We start from the raw sequence: 17,316 nt of genomic DNA, 5'->3' as shown, positions 1-17,316 counted from the left end.
TAGTGCGCTAAAGTAGTCTTGTGGGAGCAGACGTGAACCCGTGGCATCCAGGGAGGGGCGCATGCCAGGCCAGTCCGACCGACAGAGGGAACGGCTCGAGGTGGAGGAGGATCGCCTCTTCCAGGCGCTGTGCACGCTTCGCACCCCCGAGGAGGCGCGTGCGTTCATGCTCGACGTGTGCAGCACGCGTGAGATCGAGGATCTGTCCCAGCGTCTGCAGGTTGCCACGCTGCTTCGTGGCGGCAGCTCGTACGTTGCGGTCTCGGAATCAACGGGCGCCTCGTCCACCACGGTGAGCCGTGTCTCCAAGTGCCTCAATGGGCCCGCTGGCGGCTACCGGCTGGTGCTCTCGCGCCTGGATGGACCGCAGGTGGAGGACTGATCGGGGGCGGGGTTGCCGCTGCCTTGGGATTGTGCGTTGGGGGAGACGGGCGCTCCGATCTCCCCGCGACCGACCATGCCGCCACATGGTCCCGCTCCCGCCCAGGTTGCCGCGCTCTTCTCGCCTGCCTCAGGGCAACCCCGTCGCGTCCGTGATGCCCCCTTTGTGTCCGGGGCTCGCGCTACCATGTCGTGCGTAGGTTCAAGCGTCCCCGCATGCCACGCGGGAACCGCCGATTCCGGGGAGGATCATGTCGCTCAGCATAGCCTGGACGAGGGAAGAGACAGTCGGGTGCCTTCGCACGCGGGAGGCGCTCAAGGATGGCCTGAGCCACGGTGGCCGTGCGGTGTTGCTGGTTCCCGACTTCCGCCGGCAGGTTGATGCGAGTCGCTCGCTCGCAGATGGCGGGTTTTCCCTCCTGGGCGTGACGGTCTCCACCCCGTCCGCGTGGGTGGGGGAGCGCTGGGAGGTCTGGGGCGACGGCACGAGGGTGATCGACCGCACCACGCGCGTCGCCGCGATGCAGCGCACCCTTGCGCGTGTGGACCCGGATCGCCCGGGTGGCATCGGCGACAACCCGGGTACGGTGGACGCTCTCTGCTCGCTTGCGTCGCTCGCGCTCCCGTGGCTTCCCCTGGGGGACGGGGATCCCGCCCGCTCCGAGGCGGGTCTCACGGATGCCGAGTGCGCCGCCCTCTCCCTCGTGGGGGACTACGCTCGCGCGATTCACGCCATGGGATTCGTGGAGGGCTCCGAGGCGATGGCTCGCGTGGCGGGCGCGATGGGGGAGCAGGGCGTGACGGTTCCGCCCGTGGTGTTCGACGGGTTCAGGGAGTTCCCGAGGAGCCTGCGCGAGCTTGCGCTGGGACTTGCCGCCACGTGCGACGTCACGGTTGCCGCGCACCTCCCGAACGAGTTTGCCGCAGAGGGGCTCCGGCGCGACCTGGACATGCTGCTTTCGGCGTTGGGGGACCGCGGTCTTGCCAACCGAGTGCTCAAGGTCGAAGGGGACGGGCGGTATCAAGCCGTCGAGAGGCCCCGCGAGCTGGGCGAGGTCCTCTCGTCGCTCTATGGCGCCCGCGAGCAGGGGGTGCCGGCCTCCGGTGCCGTCTCGCTCCTGCTGCCCGCCGGGCCCCTTGCCGAGGCGGAGTCCGTCGCCCGCAGCGTCCGCTCGCTTGCGGACGAGGGCTGCCGCAGCGTGGTCGTCGCCGCGGCGGACGAGGGGCGTGCCTGGAGGGAGCTCGCACCCAAGCTGGTCGCCCGCGGGGTGAGCGTTCGCGCTCAGCTCTCCGCCAGCGTCCCGTCCACCGAGGCAGGAAGGGCCTTCCTGGAGTTTGCCGAGTCGGTCGCCGCGCTCTCTGGCCTTGCGGAGGGGTGGCCGTCTGCGGAGGACGTGGACGAGGGCACGCTCGTGCACCTGGGCGACATGTCGTGGTGGCCGCCGCGTGCGCTGAGCGACTTCCTGCGCAGCGAGGTCTCCCACGTCCCCACGGCGCGAGCCCTCTCGCTCGATAGGGCCTGGAGGAGTGACCGCCTGCTCACCCCGGACGACGTGCTCGACACGCTCCTCAACCCTCGCCGTACGAGTCCCGAGGTCGCCGGTGCCACGCGCGAGCTGCTCCGCGGCAGGCTGGGGTCCGCGGCGGCGAGGCTCCTCTCGCCCTATGCCTCGGGCCAGGCGGCGGGCGAGCTGGCGGACTACGTCACCGACGACGCGGGCGAGACGCGCGAGGAGTACGTTGCCGGGGAGGACGCCCTGACGGATTCGCTCGCCATGGGGTCGCTTGCGGCCGTGATCGAGGTAGCGGGCGCCCTGAAGTCCCTGGGAGTCACGGCGGACCCCGCGGCGGAGGGGCACGTTCCCCTCTCGCGGCTGGTCTCGCTCGCACGCGACGCCCTGGGCGAGGCGAGCGTGGTTGCCCGCCCGCGCGTCGATGCCCATGGCGCGACGGCGGAAGCGACCATCCTCCCGTACCACCTTGCGGCCTCCCTGGCGCCCGGCAGCGTGGACGCGGTGGTGCTCTGCTCCCAGACCTCCGTGGAGTCCCCGGTGGGCAACGGGGACGACGTGGTCACCGCCATCCTCGACAGGCTGGGCGTGGAGCCGAAGGCCGACCCCATGCTCTCGGCGCGCGCGGACTTCGCCGCCCTGGTGGCGCTCCCGTCCCGTGCCCTGGTTGCGGAGCGCTGCTCGTTCGACCCCTTGGGGAGGGAATGCTACCCCTCGGTCATGCTTACCGAGCTCCTCGCCTGCTACGGCGTGGACTCCGGCGGCGACCCGCGCGAGGTGGGGCTTGCCGTGGCGGAGCTGGGCGAGACTGACGCAGAGGCCAACGCCGCGCCCTCGGGCGAGCCCTCCGCACGTCTGGGAGGGGAGACGCCCGCGCCGTCCGGCACGATAGGGTCGTCCAACAGGGCGCTCGTGGTGGTCCCTCCAGAGGGGAGGGCCGAGCTGCTGGATGGCAAGCCGCTGCTCTCCGCCTCGCAGATAGAGTCGTACCTGGAGTGCCCCTACAAGTGGTTCAGCCTCAGGCGCCTGAGGCTGCAGGACTCCGACGCGGGCTTCTCTCCCATGGAGACGGGGACGTTCGCGCACCGGGTCATGGAGGTGACCCACCGGGAGCTTCTGCGCCAGGCGGTCGAGGCCTCCGTCGTGCTGAGGGAGGGCTTTGACCCCGAGGAGACGCCCGCGGTGGCCATCCCCGGCTCGCGCCTCTCGGAGGGGGACGGCAAGACGCGCGAGCTTGCGCGCCGGATTCTGTCGCAGACCTTTGACGAGGAGCTGCGCCACCAGTCGATACGCGAGGGCAAGCGCTCGCGCTACCAGGCCTTCGTCCCTCACACCGCGAAGGACCGCGACCTGCTGCGTACGCTGAGGGACGACCTGCTCTCGGAGCTGGACTTTGAGTCGGGGCTGTTCCTGGGGTACGAGCCGCGCTACTTCGAGTGGAACTTTGGCGGGAGGGACGACCTGGTGGAGTACGCGGGCGCCTACCTCACGGGAACCATCGACAGGGTGGACGTGGACCGGCACGGCCAGGCAGTGGTGATCGACTACAAGCACAAGTCCCCCACGGGCTTCACCCGGGAGTACGACGTGTCGCAGCCGGACGGGTCGTCCCTCTCCCTGCCGCGGCGCGTGCAGTCGCTGATCTATGGGCAGGTGGTGCGCCGCCGGCATCCCGACCTCCGGGTCACCGCGGCAGTGTACCTGGGCACCAGGGGGGACCACGCCATCGCAGGCGCGGTGAGCGCGAATGCCCTCCAGAACGTGCTGGGCGACCACGTCCCGCACAGGGAGGAGGCGTGCAACGCCCTCACGGTGGACGACTCCGCCTCGTACGGGGTGGAGGGCGAGAGGGGCATGGACGCCTTCCTCGACGCCACCGAGGAGGCCATCCGCGAGAAGGTGGGCGAGCTTCTAGACGGCAACATCGAGGCGCGCCCCAAGGATGCCGAGGCGTGCTCGTACTGCCCGGTCATGAACTGCGACAGGAGGATCTCTCGATGAGCGGCATAGACCTCTCCACCCTCAACGACAGGCAGCTGGGCATCGTGAGGACGCTGGACCGCCCCGTGTTCGTGGAGGCTGGCGCGGGCTCGGGCAAGACCTTCACCCTCACGCGCCGCATCGCCTGGGCGCTCTCGCCGGGCTCGGGGGAGGGGGAAGCCGCCTTTTTGGACGACCTCTCGCAGGTGCTCGTGATCACCTTCACCAACGCCGCCGCGCGCGAGATCAAGGAGCGCGTACGCTCGACCCTGCGTGCTGCGGGCATGGGCGAGGCGGCGCTGCAGGTTGACTCCGCCTGGATCAGCACCATCCACGGCATGTGCTCGCGCATCCTGCGGAGGCATGCGCTCGATCTTGGGTTGGACCCGCGCTTCCGCGTTGCGTCGGGCAACGAGGCCAAGGCGCTCATGGACCAGGCGCTGGAGGAGGTGGTGGGCACCGCCGCCCGGCAGGGGGGAGACCCGCTCCTCTCGGCGGCGCTCGGCGAGTACGGCCTGGGTGGAACGGCGGCGGGAACCCCCAACGGGGTCGTGGGCATCGTCTCTTCGCTCATGGACGCCGCGCACTCGGCCCCCCGCGGGTTCGACTCGCTCGAGCTTGTGGGCAAGAGTGACCTCGACGGATGCATGGAGCGCCTTCAGGGGGCGGTGAGCGCACTCGGTGCGCAGCATGGCGTGACGGCAAAGGCGCTGGAGAAGATCGTGCCCTCGACCCGCGCGCTTGAGGCATACGTGGCGCTGGCGCCCGGCGAGCGGGGGCCCGAGGCGGCTCTCGAGGCGCTGGGGTGCGTGAGCCTTCCCCGCAGCAGCAAGGCGATAGCGGAGCTGCTCCCCGACGCCAAGGAGGCGCTCACCCTCGCCAAGGCGGAGGCGGCGCTCGCCAGCGTGCGGCCCCTCGCGGGGAGGCTCGTCTCCCTTGCCCGCCAGGTGGACGATCGCTTCATGGAGCTCAAGCGCTCCCAGTCGCTGCTGGACAACGACGACCTGGTCGCCCTCGCGCTCGCCGCGGTGCGGGACGACCCGGCGGTCGCCGTCGACTACGCGGGGCGCTTCCGCCTGGTGATGGTTGACGAGTTCCAGGACACCGACTCAAGGCAGCTGGAGCTCATCCGCCTGCTCTCGGGCGAGGGCGAGAGGCACCTGGCGACGGTGGGGGACGCGCAACAGTCCATCTACGGCTTCCGCGGCGCCGACGTGGGGGTGTTCCGCGCCCGCGGCGAGGGCGTGCCGGAGCGGGACCGCATCAGGTTGGACGTCAACTACCGCAGCCACGCGGACGTGCTGTCGTTCGTGGACGCAACCTGTGGCGGTCCCGCGGGGGTCGTGCGTGGCTTCATGCACCTGGATGCCAACCCCGGGCGCAGGGATTCCTATCGCGCCTGCGACCTCCCGCGCATCGACGTGGAGCTGGTGGAGGGCGCCTACGGGGCGTCCCGCGCGAACGGCGCGGTCATGGCGGCGGCAATAGCGGACCGGCTGCGCGAGTACGCGGACCACGGGGAGCGGCCGGGCGACATGGCGCTGCTTCTGGGCACCACGACCAACGCGGCCCTCTACATCGACGCGCTCAGGGCTCGCGGCATCGACTGCGTGGTCACGGGCGGCTCCACGTTCACGGCCACGCGCGAGGCGGGCGCCATGGCGGCGCTGCTGCACACCCTCGCCAACCCGCACGACACGCAGTCGGGGCTGTTCCCGCTGCTCACCTCCCCCATGTTCGAGCTGGACGCCAACGACTTCGTGCAGCTGGGCACCCGCAGGCAGAGGGCGCTCGACGCCCCCACCAAGAGGACGATTGACCGCGGGCTCGAGACCATGGAATTCTTTGGGCTTGAGTCTCCCTCTGCCCGCCTGCGCCTGGCGCGCGACGTGCTCATGCACGCGCGGCTGGCGATGCGGCGCATGCCCGTCGCGGACGTGTGCATGCAGGTGGTGCGCGAGTCAGGATGGCTCGCCCGCCTGGAGCGTCGGGGCGAGGACGGGCGCGCCGAGGAGGCCAACGTACTCGCGGCGGTGCGCTACGTGCGCGACCTCACGTCAGAGCTGGGCCTTGGCCCGGCGCGCGCGGCGACCGAGTTTGACGTGTGGCTCCAGACCGCGAAGGTGCCGCCGGCGACCCTTCTGGGCGGCGAGTTGCGCAGCGTGCGGATCATGACGATACATGCCTCGAAGGGGCTCGAGTTCCCCGTCGTCGCCGTGGCGGAGTGCTGGTCGCGGATGCCGGACCGGGGGCCGGTCGTCTCGTCCCGCCTCCCGGGTGGCGGGGTTGGCGTGTGCCTCAAGCCCAAGGGCTCGGTTTCCGTGGGCGACATCCCGGTGGAGGAGAGGCCAGAGTCGCTCTCCGAGTGGCTCGGCTGGCTCTCGGACCAGTCGGAGGACGCGGCGGCGGGGGAGAAGGCCCGTCTCCTCTACGTCGCGCTCACGCGCGCCCGCGAGGCGCTCGTGCTGGGATTGGGGGTCACGGTCTCCAAGGGCTCCGTGGGGCCCGAACTCGCGATGGGCGTGCTGGACGCGCTCGATTTGGGACCGGGCGGGCTCCCGTCCCCCGGTGTGCACGCCCTGGACTACGGCGGCTCCGAGCCCGCGCGCCTGCGCTGCGCCGCGACCAAGTTGGAGGGTAGGGGCCCCGAACGCGTCGTGAGCGCGGACTCCGCTGGCACGCTGGTGGACGGGCCGCTCCCTGCCGAGCCGGACGACCTGTTCCGGTCGCTTGCCCGAGAGGGGGAGGTCGTCCCCTCCGATGGCGGGGAGGGTGCGGGCGAGGCCTTCGGGCTCTACCGGGTCGAGTCGGATCCCACTGCGGGGAGGGTGCAGACGTGGTCTGCCCGCGAGGGGGTCTTTAGCTACTCGTCCGCCCACGCGCAGATGGCGGGCGCGATGGATTCGGTGGACACCCCCGTCGCAACCAACCCTCCCGTCGCCCCGACGGCGGGGCCCTCCGAGCGCGCCTCGCTCCAGGCGGAGTCGGAGGGCGCCCCGCTCACTGGGGACGGAGACCGCGCGACCAACCTGGGCTCCGCGTTCCACGAGCTTGCGCAGACGCTTGTTGAGTCCGGGGCGGAGAGGCCCGACGCCCAGCGGGTCGAGCGCGCCAAGTCCTACTGGGGCCTCTCCCCTCGGGCGTCCGCTCGGCTGGACGCGGCGCTGGGGAGGTGGTGCGGGTCCGACCTGAGGGCGGAGGTCCTCTCCCATGGTCTGGTGAGGGCGGAGGTGCCGTTCTTCCTCCCGGTCGACTCGAGCTACGGCGACCACGTCGAGGGGGCCATCGACCTCTTGGCGACGGACGAGGGGTCGTCCCGCGCGCTGCTCGTGGACTACAAGACGGGCGACAGGGGCCTCTCGCCGGAGCAGGTGTCGGCGCGCCACCTGATGCAGGCGAACTTCTATGCCTACGTGCTGATGGCGTCGGGGTTTGACGAGGTGGACTGCCGGTTTGCCTGCGTGGAGGTCGATGACGGGAACGGCGGTCCCCTGGTGGCGCGCTACGTGTTCGACCGGGACAACCCGCCCCGGATCTAGCGCACGGCCGCCCCCGGCGGGTCGGGTTGCGGGCACGCCCCCGCGCCCGTCTCGCCCGCTCCGGCAACCGTGGAGCCAGTGCGGAGCTTTCGTGACGCGAGCTGCCTTGTCACAGTTGGGCGTCCCGAGGCCCGCCGTGCGGAGGGCGGGAGGCAACCCGCTTCGACTACCATGTTCAACGTTGCGCGCCCGCCCCTCCCTTGGGACGCGCCACCCCGCCCGCGGGCGGGACCGGCGGGAGGGTCCATCCGGAGGTCTTACCACATGGCGTTCGTTCACCTGCACAACCACTCCGACTTCAGCATCCTCGACGGGGCCACGCGCATTCCCGACATGGTGGAGCGCGCCGTTGAGTTTGGCATGCCCGCGGTGGCCCTGACCGACCACGGCTACATGTTTGGCATCCCCAACCTGGACCTGGAGTGCCGCAAGTACAACGACGCCGCCCCGCGCATGAAGCAGTGGCGCCACGACCTGGAGTGCTTCAAGAAGGGATGGGACCTGGAGGAGCCCGAGGCTGACGGAGAGGGTGCGGACTACCAGGACTGCGTGCACGCCCAGTGGGAGTCCGACGTCGCCGTCTGGGAAGGCTCTGGACACGACCTGGACTCGGTCAAGGGCAACCGGCCTAACCTCAAGGTCAAGCCCATCTTTGGCTGCGAGTGCTACTTCATCACGGACGACTGCATAGAGCGCGGCACCAAGCAGCGCCGCTACCACCTGATCCTGCTCGCAAAGAACGAGACGGGCTACGTCAACCTTATCAAGTGCATGTCGAAGGCCGCCGGCCACGAGATGATGTACTACAAGCCGCGCACCACGCTCGCCATGCTCGAAGAGTACCACGAGGGCCTGATCTGCCAGAGCGCCTGCGTGCAGGGCATCATTCAGCAGCGCATCCTCGACGGCGACGTCGACGGCGCGCGCGAGTGGGCCGCCACCTTCAAGCGCATCTTCGGCGACGACTTCTACATGGAGATCCAGGACCACGGCCTCACCTTCCGCAACGGCTGGGACGACCGCAAGCTGGACGAGTACCTGGTGAAGATCGCCCGCGAGCAGGACATCAAGGTCATCGCGACCAACGACTTCCACTACCTCAGGCGCGAGGACGCCCCCACGCAGGACATCCTCTCGTGCATTGGCAAGGCGACCACGCTCGACGACCAGACCCGCATGCGCATGGAGGGCACCGAGTTCTACATGAAGAGCGAGGAGGAGATGCGGAGTCTCTTCTCCTGGATCCCGGAGGCCTGCGACAACACCCTTGAGGTCGCGTCAAAGTGCAACTACGAGATCGACTGGACGCACATGTACCTGCCCGAGTACCCTGGCCTGCGTCCGGGCGAGACGGCCGAGGAGCGCTTTCGCGAGGAGTGCGAGAAGGGCCTGGCCAAGCGCTACGGCGACGACTGGAAGAACGTCACCATCAACGGCATCAACGTCGAGGACCGCTACGAGCACGAGGCCGGCATCATCATTGGCAAGGGCTTTGCGAACTACTTCCTGATCGTCCAGGATTACGTGCAGTGGGCCAAGGACAACGGCATCGGAGTGGGGCCGGGCCGTGGCTCCGCCGCAGGCGCAATTGTCGCCTACGCCATGAACATCACGTCGTTCGACCCGCTGGAGAACGGCCTCATGTTCGAGCGATTCCTCTCTCCCCAGCGCACCGAGATGCCCGATATCGACATGGACTTCGACGACGAGCACCTGCAGGACGTTCTCCAGCACGTGCGCGACGTGTACGGCGAGGACCACGTGTGCAAGGTCATCACGTACTCCACGATCAAGGCAAAGCAGGCCATCAACGACGCGGCGCGCGTGCTGGGCTTCCCCGTGTACGTGGGACAGAGGCTGTCGAAGATGCTCTCCAACGACCCCAAGCTCACGCTGCCCAACGCGCTGCACAAGAACGAGAAGAAGCCCGACCAGTACTCGCCGGACTTTGAGGAGGCCTACAACAAGGACCAGGACGCGCACCGCATCATTGACGCCGCCCTCTCCATCGAGGGCCTCACGCGCGGCGAGGGCGTCCACGCCTGCGCCACGCTGATCGCGCCCACGCCCGTCACTGACCACGTGCCCACCAAGCTCGATACCAAGGGCAACGTCACCATCACGCAGTACGAGGGCCACTCGGTCGCGGACATGGGCCTGCTCAAGATGGACTTCCTGGGCCTGCGCACCCTCACGGTCATCAACAAGGCGCTCGCGAACATCCGCCAGAGCTACCCCAACGCCGCAGACATCGACCGCATGCCCGAGGGCGTGAGGAAGTGCCTGAAGGAGGGCGCCACCTGCGTCGACATCGACGTGGACAAGATCGACTTCTCCGACCCCAAGATCTTCGAGCTCTTGGGCAGCGGCCACACGGCGGGCGTGTTCCAGGTGGAGTCCGACGGCATGACCGCCACCATCAAGAACATGCAGCCCACCGAGTACAAGCAGATCGTGGCTCTTATCGCCCTGTACCGCCCCGGCCCCCTGGGCGCCGGCATGGTGGACAGCTACATCAAGCGCATGCACGGCGAGGAGCAGATCAGCTACTACGACGACCGTCTGCGCCCCATCCTGGAGGAGACCTACGGCACCATGGTCTACCAGGAGCAGGTCATGCAGATCTCGGTCAAGATGAGCGGATTCACTGCCGGCGAGTCTGACAGCCGCATGCGCAAGCCCGTGGCCAAGAAGAAGATCAAGATGCTCACCAGCCAGATTTTCCACTGGGAGGGCAACGGCGCGGACGAGACGATCTACGACCACTGGATGAACGGCGCCGTCGCCAACGGCTACAAGAAGGAGATCGCCCAGGAGATCTGGGACAACGTCCTGGAGTTTGCCTCCTACGCGTTCAACAAGTCGCACTCCGCCGGCTACGCGATCCTGGTCATGCAGACGGCATGGCTCAAGGCCTACTTCCCCAAGGAGTACATGGCCTCGGTCCTCACGTCCTACATGGGCAAGACCGACAAGATCGTTCATTACGTGACCAGCTGCCGCCGCGAGGGCATCCCCATCCTGCCGCCCGACATCAACGAGAGCGGCCGCGACTTCACCGCCACCGCCGATGGCGTGCGCTTTGGCTTCGCGGGCATCCGCGGCGTGGGCGAGGGCGTCGCCGAGGAGATCATGGCCGAGCGCGAGAGGGGCGGGGCGTTCAAGAACCTCCACGACTTCGTTGACCGCGTGGACGGCAGCCAGGCAAACCGCCGCGTGGTCGAGGCCCTGATAAAGGCGGGCGCCTTCGACTCCACCGGCTACCCCCGCAAGCAGCTCATGGAGTTCGTGGACAAGAACGACCCCGCCAACATCATCGACTCCGCCGCCAAGCGGCAGCGCGACCGCGCCGCGGGGCAGAGCTCGCTCTTCGACATGTTTGGCGACGTGGCCGGCTCCGGCTTCGAGGACCAGGTGCCGCCCGCCAACCCCGCCGACGAGTGGGACCGCCACACCAAGCTGGCACAGGAGCACGAGGTCCTGGGCATCTACGTCTCGGACCACCCGCTGCGCCCGTACGAGTACGCCCTCAACAAGGCGCGCGACTTCACTCTCGCCCAGATCGAGGAGAAGCGCGAGGTCCCCAACCCGGTGACGGGCGGCACCATGACCCAGTACACCGTGCCCGAGGGCAAGCCCATCCGCCTTGCGGGAATGATCCCCTCGGGCGGGGTCTCGAAGCGCGTGACCAAGAACGGCGACCAGATGGCCATCGTCACCCTGGAGGACATGGAGGGCGAGGTCACGGTCGTGGTGTTCCCCAAGACGTACAAGGAGTGCGCGCAGGTGCTTGAGGGCGAGGTGGACCCCGAGACCGGCGAGCGCGTGGGCGACGTCTTCATCAAGGTCACGGGCAAGCTGGAGCGCGGCGACCGCGGCAACCAGGTCATCGCCTCGTCGGTGATGCCCATCGAGCTCAACGAGAAGACCAATCGCCCCAAGGTGTTCGAGGTCTGCGTGTCGAGCCGCATGCTGAGCATGGACCGCATGCAGCAGCTCAACTCGATCTTCTCGCGCTACAACGGCTTTGACCGGGTCGAGATCCTGGTTGAGGGCGCCATGGGGGACACCATGCGCATGGAGCTCCCCACCAAGGTGGACGCGCACAACATGGTCCTTCTGGCAGAGGTCAAGGACCTCGTGGGCAAGGATGGCCACGTGGCGCTCGCCTAGCCCGCCTGGGGCGTCCGGCTGATGGGCGAGAGGTACGTCCCTCTCGCCCGCTTTTGTTCCCACGGTCATTTGCTACCAATCAGCAGTCACATGAATGAAACGCCGCGGCGCGGGAGACAATGTAGGTGAGCGGCGCACGGGCGCCGCCACCCACTAGGAAAGGAAACCACATGGCTGAGCTCACGTTCTATCGTTGCAACAAGTGCGGCAACCTCGTCATGGTCCTGGACGAGGGCAGCTGCGTCCCCCAGTGCTGCGGAGAGCCCATGCAGAAGCTCGTCGCCGGTGCCACCGACGCCGCGACCGAGAAGCACGTTCCCGCGGTCTCCGAGACCGAGGACGGCAAGCTCCTGGTCACCGTCGGGTCCGTCGAGCACCCCATGACGCCCGAGCACTACATTGAGTGGATCGCCTACGCGGACGAGAAGAAGACCATCGTCAAGCATCTCAAGCCGGGCGACAAGCCGCAGGCGAAGTTCTGCCACAAGGGCGAGGGCGCCACGGTATACGCGTACTGCAACCTCCACGGCCTCTGGAAGACCGAGCTCTAGGGCTAGGACACGTTCCCGCCCCAACGGGGGCGGATGCTGCGCGGCGGCTCTGACGGGTCGCCGCGCTTCGTTTGGGGTAGTCTCATGCCAGTCGGCGGCGTTGCCGTTGGCGCACGGACGCGGAGGTGCGACATGAGGGTTTGCATGGCACAGATGGCAACGCGCGCGGGCGACCTCGACCGCACCGTGGCGAGGATGGTCTCGCTCAGCGAGCGCGCCAGCCTGCAGGGGGCCGACCTCGTGGTGTTTCCCATGGCGGCGCTCACCGGACCCGAGGGCCTGGCGGTCACCGGGGAGCGCGAGGGGTTCGTCTCCGACGTCATGGCCGCGGTCGAGCGCCTCGCCCGCCAGGTGGCGTGCGCCTGCATCGTCCCCGTGGTGTTCGACCTCGACGGCGAGCAGGTGGCGGAGGCGGTCCTGATGGACGGCGGGCACGTGGTCCCGCTCAAGCTCGCTGCCTACGCCTCGTCCGTCCTGCAGGCGCAGGGGGCAGGCCCCGAGGCCCAGGACGCCCCAGCGCCCGACCTTCCCGAGTTCACGCTCGGTGACCTCCGGCTGGGCGTTGCCTTCACCTACGAGGACCTGGACGACTACGTCGACTTCGACTTTGACCTCGACGCCGTCATCTACATCGCCGGCTACGGCTACGCCATCGACGACCCGAGCTCGCTCTTGGGGGCGGACCTCCAGGAGGGGAGGTACGTCCAGGACGCAGAGGCCATGGGCGCCTGGGTCGTTGGCGTGGGCTCCCTTGGGTGCTATGGGGCTCAGCTCTACACCGGCTCGAGCTTCGCCATCACCCCGGCGGGCGAGCTGGCAGCCTCCGCGCCCGCCTTCGAGGAGTCGCTGACCTGCGTGGACGTTGACCCGCATCTGTCGGGTCCTCTCGACTCGCCGGTCACGCCCGAGGTTTACGACGAGCCCACCTTCCTGTGGGAGGCGCTCGCGATGGGGGTGCACGACCGCATCGCCGCCATGGGGCGTCGCCGCGCCGTGGTGGTTCTGGACGGCTCGCTGTCGTCCCAGGTCCTTGCTGTGCTCGCAACCGACGCGCTGGGCCCCACCAACGTGCGCCTGCTGGTCTCGCCCGTCGACGAGGGGGAGAGGCCCGCATGCCTCGCCCTCGCGTCCAACCTTCGTGCCGAGTCGCGCGACCTCAGGGGCGCGGCGGGGGAGCAGGGCCCGGGGCTTGCCCTGGGCGTCGCTCAGGCGCACGCCCTGGCGTGGGCGGACGAGGACGACGGCGTGGTCCTCTCGCCCCTCACCAAGACCGCACTGGCCCTGCTCGACCGCCAGCCCGCGCAGGGGGCGTCCCCGATCCTCCCGCTGGGAGACGTCTACCTGACGGACGTGGTGGGGCTCGCCCATGCGCGCAACGTGATCAGTCCCGTCATGCCTCACCTGGCGCTTGCGCCCTGGGAGGTTCCCTCCGTCCCCGGCGTGGAGAGAGACCAGCGCTCCGACGAGGAGTGGACCCACGCCGTCGACACCATCATCCTCGACCACGTTGAGTGGGGGCACCCGCTGTCCGAGCTCCCCGGGGCGACGGGGGAGGACGCAGGGCTGTGCGCCGCAGTGGTCCGCGCGCTCGACAACGGTGGGTCGTGGCGTCTCGCATGCGGCCCATGCCTCATCGCCAGCACCTGCACCCTGTGGGACGCCCGCAGGCCGCTCGGCCTGGCCTGGCACGACGTGATGGACCGGCCGTCCCCCACGGCGGCGGGCGATGGCCTGGAGGAGCTTGGTAGGCAGGTCGAGAAGGGCGGCGACGTTGACTGGACGCGCCTCATGTCACTGTTCGCGACGCCTGCCGACGCTGGCGGGGAGGACCTGCCGGACGACGTCGCCCCGGATGTGCCAGGTGACGAGGAGCCGAGCGAGGCGGACAAGATGAGCAGGCTCCGCGACACACTCGGCTGGCTGCACGACTTCTCCCAGGGAGGGGCCTTCCAGCAGCGGGGGTTCGGCGACCGCGAGGACGACGGGCGGAAGGGCCCGGACGGGTCCCCCGCAAGTGACGAGGGGCGCCGCCCCTGGCAGAATCCCTTCTCCGAGAACTAGGGGCATGCGCCCCGGCGGAACCCCTCCCTTGGCTGCCTCCGCGTGCGAGTCGACGGGTTCTGCTATGATAGAACAGACGTTCTAGACGGTACCTCGCATGGGGGAGCGGATGGTCATCATGGGCATTGACCCCGGCCTTGCCAATACGGGCTGGGGGATCGTAGAGACGCGGGGCACGGCGTGCCGGGCGCGGGCGTACGGCTGCGTGTCGACCAAGTCGGACGAGCCGCTCGACCGGCGGCTGGGGAGGATCTTCGACGAGGTGTCGAAGGCGATAGAGACCTTCCAGCCCTCCCAGCTCGCCATCGAGAAGATCTTCTTTGGGGAGAACCAGCGCTCCGCCATCGCCACCGCCCATGCCCGAGGCGCGGCGATCGTCGCCTGCGCCCGGGCGGGCATGGAGGTGGGTGAGTACACCCCCATGCAGATCAAGCAGGCCGTGGTGGGCACGGGCTCGGCGGACAAGCGGCAGGTCATCTACATGGTCAGGAACATCCTGAGGCTGGACCACGACCCGCGGCCCGACCACTGCGCGGATGCGCTTGCGGCTGCGATCTGTCACGCCAACCTCTCGCACACCATGAGCGTCACTCGCGATGCGGCGGCGGTGCAGGTGTTGGAGCAGGAGCGGGCGCAGCGCGAGCAGGAGCGCGCCATGGCGCGCGAGGTCACCGCGGCGGCGACGGCGGCGAGGGTCAACGGCGGAAGCCCCGTGATGGGCCGCTCCCGGCAGAGTAGGAGGAACAGCAAGTGATCGTGCAGCTCACCGGCTCCATCGTGGAGGTGACGGCAAGCCACGTGGTGCTCGACGTGGCGGGCGTTGGATACGAGCTCGGTATCTCGGCCAACACCGCCGCGGCGCTGCCCCCGGCGGGGGAGGCAGGCGTGACGGTGCTCACTCGGCTCGTCCTCAGGGACGACGCCGTGGAGCTGTACGGCTTCTACAGTCGGGAGGAGCGTGCCGTGTTCGATCGTCTGGTAGCGGTCAGCGGGGTTGGCCCCAAGCTCGCGCTCTCGGTCCTCTCCACCTTCACGCCCTCGCAGCTTGCCACCGTCGTTACCGCGCAGGACGTCACGCGCATGAGCCAGGTCCCCGGCGTGGGGAAGAAGAAGGCGCAGCGCCTGCTCGTTGAGCTGGAGGGCGTGTTCCAGCGTGACGCGGAGCTGCGCGGTCTCGTGGGGCTCTCGTCTCCCGGCGAGGTGGCTGCGGGAGCCGTCGCGGCGGTACCCTCGGGCCAGTCGGTGCAGTCCGAGGCCACGGACGCCCTGCTCTCCATGGGCTTCACCCCGCAGGAGGCGGAGCTCGCGCTAGAGGGGCTGGAGGACGCCGGGGTCACCACCATCGAGTCCGCCGTCTCGTACGCACTCAGGCGCCTTGGGGGCGGTAGGTGATGTGGGAGGCAGAGGACGAGGACCTCTTCGCGGACGATGCGAGGGGGCACGATTCCAGCCGGCGTGCGGTTAGCACCGAGCTCACGCAGGACGACCTGGACGTGGAGCACAGCCTCAGGCCCACAACGCTGAGCGAGTACTGCGGGCAGGAGCGTGTGCGGCAGAACCTGAGCGTGCTCATCGCCGCCGCCAAGGACAGGGGAGAGACGCTCGACCACGTCCTTTTCTCCGGCCCTCCGGGTCTGGGCAAGACGACCCTGGCCAACGTGGTCGCCAACGAGATGGGCGCTCGCCTCAAGACCACGAGCGGCCCTGCCATCGCGCGCACCGGCGACCTCGCCGCCATCCTCACCAACCTGGAGGAGGGCGACGTCCTCTTCGTGGACGAGATACACCGCCTCAACCACCAGGTGGAGGAGGTCCTCTACCCTGCGATGGAGGACTTCTTTCTGGACATCGTGATAGGCAAGGGGCCGGCGGCGCGCAGCATCCGCCTGGACGTCCCGCACTTCACGCTCATCGGGGCCACCACGCGCACGGGGCTCCTCACCGGCCCGCTGCGTGACCGCTTTGGCATCAGCTACCGGCTGGACTACTACAGCGTACCGGAGCTCACCCGTATCGTCCTGAGGTCTGCCGGCATCCTGGGCGTGCGCATTGACGAGCAGGGTGCGGAGGAGATCGCCAGTCGCAGCCGCGGGACCCCCAGGCTCGCCAACCGCCTGCTCAAGCGCGTGCGCGACTACGCGCAGGTGCGGGCGGACGGCTGCATCACCTGGGAGGTCGCCGCAGAGGCTCTTAGGTTCTTCGAGATAGACGAGATGGGCCTGGACTGGATGGACAAGAAGATCCTCGACGCCCTCACGCGGACCTTCCGTGGGCGTCCCGTCGGGCTCACGACCATCGCGAGCGCCGTGGGGGAGGACCCGTCCACCCTCGAGGACGTGTACGAGCCCTACCTCCTCCAGCGCGGCCTCATCATCCGCACCCCCCAGGGGAGGCAGGCAACCACCCTCGCGTTCGAGCACCTCGGCGTTGTCCCGCCGCCCAGCTCCTAGCCGGGGCCGTCCCGCCCCGCAACGGCTAGACTGTCTCATGGCAAGGCCCGCACACTCTCTTGGGAGGAACGCATGCTCCAGCACGACTACCTGCTCGAGGTCATCAACCAGTTTGTTGACTCAGTGACTCCCGCCCTGCGAGGCGCACTCCTCAGGGGCGACCAGGAGGCGGCAGTGCAGGCAGAGGAGGCGGTCGCGGGCGTGCTTGACTTGGATCCCCAGGTAGCGCTCCGCCTGAGCCCCGACTCCCTCGTCACGATGATGGTGCTCTCCGGAATCGGCGACAGCCTGGCGGGATACGTCGCCTACGTCCTGCGGAGGTTGGCTGACGCCTATCAGGCTATGGGCGAGGAGGACCTCGCCGGGGTGCGCATGGCCCAGGCAGAGGCCGTGGAGGGCTCGTTCAACGTTGAGCCCGGGACGGTCCCCCAGGAGCTCGCGTCGCTCGACGGGGAGCTCGCGGCCCCGCGGGAGTAGCGCACGGGCCCCACGGACGCGGCACCTCTCCCCATCAACGGCGTGACCCTGTGACGCCAAATCGATTGTCTTTCGTAAAGGGTTGTCGCGATGCGGTCCTCGTTTTGTGGAGGGCCCATGGCGTGGCATATTCTGTGACGGACGGTTCCGGCGGCGAACGGGCCCTGTGCCAGCTCTCGCCGGGAAGAAGCGA

Annotated in this window: 10 protein-coding genes; all 10 read left to right on the top strand. The window is 69.0% G+C overall.

Translation table 11 applies throughout. The annotated features are described in order from the left end of the window. Positions 1 to 61: 61 nt before the first annotated feature. The 10 genes from FYJ68_RS04020 (at position 62) to FYJ68_RS03975 (ending at position 17,123) form a co-directional block, all read left to right on the top strand. Complete coding sequence (locus FYJ68_RS04020) at positions 62 to 382, top strand: YerC/YecD family TrpR-related protein (protein WP_154434196.1); 321 nt, start codon at positions 62 to 64, stop codon at positions 380 to 382. 250 nt (positions 383 to 632) lie between these two features. Next, positions 633 to 3,893 (top strand): PD-(D/E)XK nuclease family protein, encoded by a 3,261-nt coding sequence (locus tag FYJ68_RS04015; protein WP_154434194.1) that lies wholly within the window; start codon positions 633 to 635, stop codon positions 3,891 to 3,893. After that, entirely contained in the window at positions 3,890 to 7,411 is a 3,522-nt protein-coding gene (locus FYJ68_RS04010) for a UvrD-helicase domain-containing protein (protein WP_154434192.1), read from the top strand. Before FYJ68_RS04015 ends, FYJ68_RS04010 begins: the two co-directional genes overlap by 4 nt. Positions 7,412 to 7,675: 264 nt before the next feature. After that, positions 7,676 to 11,584: a DNA polymerase III subunit alpha gene (gene dnaE, locus FYJ68_RS04005; RefSeq protein WP_154434190.1), complete on the top strand. Its 3,909-nt coding sequence runs from the start codon at positions 7,676 to 7,678 to the stop codon at positions 11,582 to 11,584. 170 nt (positions 11,585 to 11,754) lie between these two features. Next, positions 11,755 to 12,135: a desulfoferrodoxin family protein gene (locus FYJ68_RS04000; RefSeq protein ID WP_154434188.1), complete on the top strand. Its 381-nt coding sequence runs from the start codon at positions 11,755 to 11,757 to the stop codon at positions 12,133 to 12,135. 144 nt (positions 12,136 to 12,279) lie between these two features. After that, positions 12,280 to 14,196: a hypothetical protein gene (locus tag FYJ68_RS03995; protein ID WP_195837707.1), complete on the top strand. Its 1,917-nt coding sequence runs from the start codon at positions 12,280 to 12,282 to the stop codon at positions 14,194 to 14,196. Between the two features lie 97 nt (positions 14,197 to 14,293). Next, entirely contained in the window at positions 14,294 to 14,950 is a 657-nt protein-coding gene (ruvC, locus tag FYJ68_RS03990; protein WP_326832215.1) for a crossover junction endodeoxyribonuclease RuvC, read from the top strand. Beyond that, positions 14,947 to 15,588: a Holliday junction branch migration protein RuvA gene (gene ruvA / locus FYJ68_RS03985; RefSeq protein ID WP_326832214.1), complete on the top strand. Its 642-nt coding sequence runs from the start codon at positions 14,947 to 14,949 to the stop codon at positions 15,586 to 15,588. Before ruvC ends, ruvA begins: the two co-directional genes overlap by 4 nt. After that, the gene (ruvB, locus tag FYJ68_RS03980) at positions 15,588 to 16,646 is read left to right on the top strand and encodes a Holliday junction branch migration DNA helicase RuvB (RefSeq protein WP_154434182.1); all 1,059 of its coding nucleotides are present in this window, start codon (positions 15,588 to 15,590) and stop codon (positions 16,644 to 16,646) included. The genes ruvA and ruvB overlap by 1 nt, the downstream gene beginning before the upstream one ends. Positions 16,647 to 16,718: 72 nt before the next feature. Continuing rightward, complete coding sequence (locus tag FYJ68_RS03975; protein ID WP_154434180.1) at positions 16,719 to 17,123, top strand: hypothetical protein; 405 nt, start codon at positions 16,719 to 16,721, stop codon at positions 17,121 to 17,123. The last annotated feature ends 193 nt before the right edge of the window (positions 17,124 to 17,316 follow it).

The sequence above is a fragment of the Olsenella porci genome (assembly GCF_009695875.1).
In the GTDB taxonomy this organism is placed as follows: Bacteria; Actinomycetota; Coriobacteriia; order Coriobacteriales; family Atopobiaceae; genus Olsenella_H; species Olsenella_H porci.
Note: the sequence above shows the minus strand (reverse complement) of the source record. Positions and strands in the feature narration are given on the sequence as shown.

Excerpts from the sequence above, each read along its gene's own strand:
- FYJ68_RS04015 (WP_154434194.1), top strand. The coding sequence starts at position 633 with ATGTCGCTCAGCATAGCCTGGACGAGGGAAGAGACAGTCGGGTGCCTT.
- dnaE (WP_154434190.1), top strand. The coding sequence starts at position 7,676 with ATGGCGTTCGTTCACCTGCACAACCACTCCGACTTCAGCATCCTCGAC.
- ruvC (WP_326832215.1), top strand. The coding sequence starts at position 14,294 with ATGGGGGAGCGGATGGTCATCATGGGCATTGACCCCGGCCTTGCCAAT.
- FYJ68_RS04020 (WP_154434196.1), top strand. The coding sequence starts at position 62 with ATGCCAGGCCAGTCCGACCGACAGAGGGAACGGCTCGAGGTGGAGGAG.
- ruvB (WP_154434182.1), top strand. The coding sequence starts at position 15,588 with ATGTGGGAGGCAGAGGACGAGGACCTCTTCGCGGACGATGCGAGGGGG.
- FYJ68_RS03975 (WP_154434180.1), top strand. The coding sequence starts at position 16,719 with ATGCTCCAGCACGACTACCTGCTCGAGGTCATCAACCAGTTTGTTGAC.
- FYJ68_RS04010 (WP_154434192.1), top strand. The coding sequence starts at position 3,890 with ATGAGCGGCATAGACCTCTCCACCCTCAACGACAGGCAGCTGGGCATC.
- FYJ68_RS03995 (WP_195837707.1), top strand. The coding sequence starts at position 12,280 with ATGGCACAGATGGCAACGCGCGCGGGCGACCTCGACCGCACCGTGGCG.
- FYJ68_RS04000 (WP_154434188.1), top strand. The coding sequence starts at position 11,755 with ATGGCTGAGCTCACGTTCTATCGTTGCAACAAGTGCGGCAACCTCGTC.